6 protein-coding genes are annotated in these 6,253 nt (G+C 62.6%); all 6 read left to right on the top strand.

Annotation, left to right across the window (positions count from 1 at the left end; all coding sequences use genetic code 11):
* Positions 1-315 (top strand): translation initiation factor IF-3 (infC, locus tag Q0082_RS09365; RefSeq protein ID WP_298191829.1); only part of this gene is annotated, 315 nt, incomplete at its 5' end.
* A gap of 188 nt (positions 316-503) precedes the next feature.
* Entirely contained in the window at positions 504-1,901 is a 1,398-nt protein-coding gene (locus Q0082_RS09360; protein ID WP_298191827.1) for a calcium-binding protein, read from the top strand.
* A 7-nt stretch (positions 1,902-1,908) separates the two neighbouring features.
* The gene (locus Q0082_RS09355) at positions 1,909-2,076 is read left to right on the top strand and encodes a hypothetical protein (protein WP_298191825.1); all 168 of its coding nucleotides are present in this window, start codon (positions 1,909-1,911) and stop codon (positions 2,074-2,076) included.
* Positions 2,077-2,287: 211 nt separating this feature from the next.
* Positions 2,288-3,634: a hypothetical protein gene (locus Q0082_RS09350; RefSeq protein ID WP_298191824.1), complete on the top strand. Its 1,347-nt coding sequence runs from the start codon at positions 2,288-2,290 to the stop codon at positions 3,632-3,634.
* 89 nt (positions 3,635-3,723) lie between these two features.
* A complete protein-coding gene (locus Q0082_RS09345) occupies positions 3,724-5,142 on the top strand; it encodes a DASS family sodium-coupled anion symporter (protein ID WP_298191822.1) in 1,419 nt (472 codons plus the stop codon).
* 7 nt (positions 5,143-5,149) lie between these two features.
* A complete protein-coding gene (locus tag Q0082_RS09340) occupies positions 5,150-6,250 on the top strand; it encodes a potassium channel protein (protein ID WP_298191821.1) in 1,101 nt (366 codons plus the stop codon).
* The last annotated feature ends 3 nt before the right edge of the window (positions 6,251-6,253 follow it).

Genomic DNA, 6,253 nt, shown 5'->3' with positions numbered 1-6,253 from the left:
TTCCGCTACGAAGCGCAGAAGAAGGCCAACCTCGCCCGCAAGAGCCAGAAGACGCAGGAGATCAAGGAGATCAAGATGCGTCCGAACATCGATGACCACGATTACGACACCAAGATGCGTAACGTCACGCGGTTCATCGAAGAGGGTGACAAGGTCAAGATCACGCTCCGCTTCCGCGGCCGCGAGCTTTCCCACCAGCAGCTCGGCATGAACCTCCTGCGCAAGGTGCAGGATGACGTCGCCGAGATCGCCAAGGTCGAAGCCTTCCCCCGCATGGAAGGCCGCCAGATGCTCATGGTCCTCGCGCCTAAGTAGCGGCGACAGATACGTCTGATATGGCGGTATTGAAACGGGGCGTACTGTGATGGTGCGCCCCGTTCTACGTTTCCTTTGGCATCATTCCGGCCAGAGATAATCCCAACACATGTTGATTCCGTACAATAACGGGTACGTCTGCCATGTCATCTACCGCCGGACCGATGACCGGTGCGAAAGGACCCCACATGCCGCTGCAAATCGCCGTCAACAGCTCCAGCAATGGCCCGCAATACGCCGTCGATTCGTCCAATGGCCTGCTCGTCCCGATCAGCACGGTCGTCGTCAGTTCGGAAGATTATGCCGTATTCGGCAATGGCGGTGGCGCAACTGTCCAGATCTTCGGCTTTGTCGGCGGGCTCTACGGGGTCTCCCTTGGCGGAACGGGAACTACGAGCGATGTACTCTCGGTCGGAATCGGGGGCACGATCGCCAGCCAGTCGATAGGAGTCTCGCTCCGGTCCAGCAGTTCCATGCTGGTCAACTTCGGGCAGATCAATTCCGCCCTGAGCAACGCGGTTACGTTTGCCTCTGCCACCGGAGGTCTCGCAGGCAGGCTCTACAACTATGGCACCATCCAGGGCGGCAACACCGGGATCCTTGCCGTGTCCGGCGCAGGCGACGTGCGCATCTACAACTACGGCACGATTTCATGCCCCGAGTACAAGGCCATCTATACCGATCTGGGCAACGATCGGCTTGTCAATCGCGGCCGGATCGAAGGCGATGTCGATCTCTATTCGGGCAATGACACACTGCTCAATCGTGGCCTCATATCCGCCGATGTGCTGCTGGGCAACGGCACTGATCTGCTCGACAATCGCGGTGGCACGATCGATGGCAACATCTCGCTCGGCTCGGGCACCGACACCTTTATTCCCGGCTCCGGCATCGAAACCGCTAATGGCGGCACCGAAATCGATACACTCGATTTCACCAAATCCTCGGGCGTACGCGTTGCGCTGGATGGCAGCATTGATGGCACCGGCTGGGCGAAGGACGACGTCTACACCAGTTTCGAAAAAGTCATCGGTTCGTCCACCGGTAACGATACGCTGATCGGCGATGGCGGCGACAATTTCCTCACCGGGCTTGGCGGCAACGATATCCTGAACGGCCAGTCGGGCGCAGATACCCTCTATGGCGGACGCGGCGTCGATACGGTTAACGGCGGCGACGGCAACGATTTCCTCTATGGCGAAGACGGGAACGATATCCTCGTCGGCGGCGCAGGTTTCGATCAGTTCACCGGCGGCACTGGTGCCGACAAGTTCGTGTTCACGCTCGCCGACGTGGCGGGCAGCCAGAAAACCCCCGGCAACTACGACGTCATCAACGATTTCAAGCATGCGGAGGCGGACAAGATCGACCTCTCCGCGATCGACGCCAACGTCAATGTGGCCAAGGATCAGGCCTTCACCTTCATCGGCACAAGCGCGTTCCACAACGTCGCTGGCGAACTCAAGCTCGAATTGGTTGTCGCCGGCTATTTCGTGCAAGGCGATACCAATGGTGATGGCGTCGCCGATTTCACCATCGCCGTCGCTCCCGATGGCGTGCTTGTGGCAAGCGATTTCGTGCTCTGATCTGCTGATGCGGCACCGGCCAGGCGCGCGCGCGTTGCCTGTGCCGGGGTTCGCACCGGCAGCTCGGCATACCCCCCTGCGCAAGGTGCAGGGCGATGTCGCCGAGCTGGACAAGGCCGAAGCCTTCCGCTGCTTGGAAGACTCCAAGACGGTGATGGTCCTCGCACCGAAGTAACGGGCGTTCACCAACCGGAGTTGAAAGGGGTGCGTCGCAACGCACGCCCCTTCTCGCCTTTTGCCGGCTTTCAGCTTTTGCGTGTGCGCTGCGCCACATCCCGGCACACCGGAAGCGGGTATTGTTGGTCGGCCGCACCGCATGATACGTAACGCAAATGATCTGCGCATCATTCCAGCACGGGATGAATTGGATTCGTTAGGGGGGGAACATGGGATATCAGGTCGCGACAAATTCCTCTGGCCCCGGCAAGCGTTATACTCTCGTTGAAGATCACGACGTCCTGCTCGTGCCCCCATCTGTCACTGTCGTCTCGACCGACCTCAGCGATGCAGTTCGCGCGTCTGGCATTCACCAGAGCATCAAGGTTTATGGCTTCGTCAGCGCCATTTTCGCGGGAATTCGAATGGATTCCGGCGCAGCGGGCACCATCAACCAGTACCGTCTCTTTGTTGGACCAACCGGTACCGTTGAAGGGTACGATTTTGGTGTTGTCCTCACCGGGCGATCAAACGTCCTCGAGAACCACGGTCTGATCCAGGCTGATAACCTTGCAGGCGTGCAGATGGATTCAAGCGGAAGCGGATCGGGAGGGATTGTCCGCAACTTCGGAACCATCAGTGGCCTCAAGTATGGGGTCAACACCAATGGGGCTTCGATCACAATCTCCAATTTTGGCCTGATCGCCTCCGAGGGTACTGCAATATATACGTCGACCGCATCCGACACTGTCATCAATCGCGGACAGGTTCAGGGTAATGTCAATCTCAGCCAAGGCGATGATCGCCTCATCAATCGCGGATTGATCACCGGCGACGTTCTGCTGAATGTTGGCGCCGATCTGCTCGACAATCGCGGCGGTACGATTGAAGGCAAGATCCTTCTCGGCACAGGCGCGGACATTTTCATGCCCGGCGCCGGGGATGAAGTTGCCGATGGCGGCGGCAATGGTGACACGCTTGATTTCAGCAAGTCATCCGGCGTCCAGCTTGCGCTCGACCGGAGCATCGCGGCGACGGGATGGGCAAAGGACGATGTCTATACAGGCTTTGCCAACCTTGTGGGTTCGAGCCTCGGCGCGGATATCCTTATTGGTGACAGCAGCGCCAACTCGCTCTCCGGCGGTGGCGGTAATGACATCCTGATGGGCGGCGCTGGCGTTGACACCATCAATGGCGGACTTGGCGACGATACTATAACCGGGGGAGCCGGTGTCGATGTTCTGGCCGGCGACGCGGGGGCCGACCGCTTCGTGTTCGCCAGCTTCGATCTGGCTGTAAGCGGGCTCGGTGAATACGAAATCATCAAGGATTTCAATCGTATCGACAAGGATCGGATCGATCTTGCGGCCATCGATGCGAACAGATCACTGGCCGGTGACCAAGCCTTCGCCTTCATCGCAGATCAGCCATTTCACAAGGTAGCAGGTGAACTTCGCGTCCAGCTTGGACTGGGATTTGTCATTCTGGAAGGCGATACCAATGGTGATGGAACCCCCGATTTCAAACTTGGACTGAGCGGACTGACGGTGATATTTGCCAGCGATTTCGTGCTCTGAGCCCCCCCTCCTCCCAACTCTCCGCTTCCCCCGGCTCCGCCCGCTCTGCTAGGCAAGTCTAACGGCAAAGCGGGGGAACCAAGCGCTTTATGAATGCACGCAGCCTGGCGCTGGCCATTGGCCCGCTCGGCCTCCTCGCCACGCTGCTGATCGCCGCGCCCGCCGGGATGCTGCCGACCGCGTGGCACACCGCCGGCCTCGTCTGGTGGATGGCGGTCTGGTGGATGACCGAGGCAATGCCGCTTTCGGCCACTGCCATGCTGCCCTTCATCGTCCTCCCCCTCACCGGGGTGACGGATGCGAACAAGACGGCGGCGGCCTATTATTCGCCGATCATGTTCCTGTTCGTCGGCGGCGCCTTCCTCGCGCTTGCCATCGAGCGGACCGGCCTCCACCGCCGCCTCGCGCTCACCATGCTCGCCCGCGCGGGCACCAGCCCGGTGCGCCTGCTGCTGGCGGTGATGATGGCAACCGCCTCGATCTCGATGTTCATCTCGAACACTTCGACCGCGCTCATCATGATGCCGATGGCGCTCGCCATCCTCTCCTCGGGCGGGATCAAGGAGGGTGAGACGGACGGCATGGCAGGGGCTTTGCCGATGGGCGTCGCCTTCGCCGCCACGTTGGGCGGCTACGGCACTATCGTCGGCACCCCCACCAACGCCATTGCTGCAGGCCTGCTCGACCGCACGTTGGGCGTGAAGATCACATTCATCGAATGGTCCGCCTTCGGCCTCCCTATCGTCCTCATCGGCGTGCCGCTCGCCGCCTTCATCATCGCCCGCGTCCACCGCATCGGCCCCGGCAGTTTCGATCCTGCCGCCGCGCACGATGCGATCGAGCATTCGGTGCACTGGACCGGCCCCGAACAGCGCCTCGTCCCCCTCTTCCTCCTCACCGTGCTCGCCTGGGTCACGCTCCCGCTCACCGAAAGCCTGTTTCCCAAGGGCGGGCTGACCGACGGCACGATCGCTGCCATCGCCGGCCTCACGCTCTTCGTCCTGCCAGACGGAACGGGGCGCGCGATGCTGACGTGGAAGGAAGCCAACCGCATGCCCTGGGATGTGATCCTGATGTTCGGTGGCGGGCTCAGCCTTGCCATGGGCATGGATGCCTCGGGCCTCAGTGACTGGCTCGGCACCGCGATGCTCCCCTTGCGCACTGTGCCGCTGCCGGTGGTGGCACTCGTCCTTGTCGGCTTCGTCATCATTGTCACCGAGTTTGCGAGCAACATCGCCGCCGCGAGCGGGATCATGCCTGTCGTCGCCGCGCTCTGCGGCGCGCTCGGGGCCGATCCGATCCTGCTTGCGCTGCCTGCCGCGCTCGCCGCCAGCTGGGGCTTCATGCTCCCCGCCGGCACCGGCCCCAACGCGCTCGCCTGGGGCACCGGCCACATCGCCATGCCGCGTGTGCTGCGCGCCGGCTTCCTGCTCGATCTTGCCGGCGTGCTGCTCATCGTGGGCACCGTCTGGGGCATGGCCGCGCTGATGCGGCTGGGCGGAGGCTGAGGCGCTGATGGAGCAGCCCTTCACCTTCAGCCAGGGCGCAGGCCGCGTGCTGGGCTCGCCGCTCCGCCTGCTGACGGGCACCTTGCTCTACGTCGCGGTGGTCTTCGCGGTCTCCACGCTGGGCTACATCGCCTGCGGTTGGCCGGTTGGCGATGCGGCCTACATGGTGCTGCTCACCATCTTCTCGGTCGGCTACGGCGAAGTCCGCCCGATCGATACCGCGTTCCTGCGTTTGTGGACCACGGCCACGATCGTGCTCGGCTGCACCGGCATGATCGTGCTCACCTCCGCGCTCGTGCAGGTGTTCACCCTGTTCCAGTTCCGCCAGCTCCTGGGGGTAGGCAAGATGCAAACCGAGATCGACCGCCTGAAGGACCACGCCATCATCTGCGGCATGGGCCGCATCGGGCTCCAGTTGGCGAAGGCGCTGACCGAGGCGCGGCACCCCTTCGTCATCATCGAACGCAACCCCGATCTGGCAGAAGAAGCCCGCACCAATGGCTGGCTCGTCATGGTCGGCGAAGCCACGCAGGAAGAAACCCTGCGCGCCGCCGGGATCAGCCAAGCCCGCGTCCTCGCCTCGGTGCTGCCGGATGATGCCGCCAACGTCTTCATCACGCTCTCGGCGCGCAGCCTCAACCCCGCCGTCCAGATCATCGCGCGCGGCGAGGCGCCCACCACCGAACGCAAGCTGTTCCACGCCGGCGCCGACAAGGTCGTCCTCCCTACCCACATCGGCGCGGAGCGGATCACCGAACTGATCCTCTACCCCGCCACCGACAGCCGCATCCAGGAAGCCGAACACATGGCGGACGCGCGCCGTTTCTTGCACGATCTCGGCCTCGACGTCGAAGTCGTCACCGCCGTCCCCAAAGGCGCGCTAACCGGCGCCACCGTCGGCGAAGCCGAACGCCGCGGCGCCGGTGCCTTCTTCATCGTCCAGATCGACCGCGTGAACGGCCAATCGATCCAGCACCCCGGCGAGGACGTGAACATCGAGGAAGGTGACACGCTCGTGCTGGTGGTGCGCGGCACGCGGCTATCAGCCGGCGCGATCTTCGGGCTGCCCGCCAAGCCGGTGAAGCATGGGCGGACGTACGTGGGGTGAGGC

The organism is Novosphingobium sp., from assembly GCF_027489515.1.
GTDB lineage: Bacteria > Pseudomonadota > Alphaproteobacteria > Sphingomonadales > Sphingomonadaceae > Novosphingobium.
This window is presented reverse-complemented; position numbering and strand designations above follow the sequence as displayed.

Coding starts and splice junctions, on each gene's coding strand:
- Q0082_RS09360 (WP_298191827.1), top strand. CDS start 504: ATGCCGCTGCAAATCGCCGTCAACAGCTCCAGCAATGGCCCGCAATAC.
- Q0082_RS09355 (WP_298191825.1), top strand. CDS start 1,909: ATGCGGCACCGGCCAGGCGCGCGCGCGTTGCCTGTGCCGGGGTTCGCA.
- Q0082_RS09350 (WP_298191824.1), top strand. CDS start 2,288: ATGGGATATCAGGTCGCGACAAATTCCTCTGGCCCCGGCAAGCGTTAT.
- Q0082_RS09345 (WP_298191822.1), top strand. CDS start 3,724: ATGAATGCACGCAGCCTGGCGCTGGCCATTGGCCCGCTCGGCCTCCTC.
- Q0082_RS09340 (WP_298191821.1), top strand. CDS start 5,150: ATGGAGCAGCCCTTCACCTTCAGCCAGGGCGCAGGCCGCGTGCTGGGC.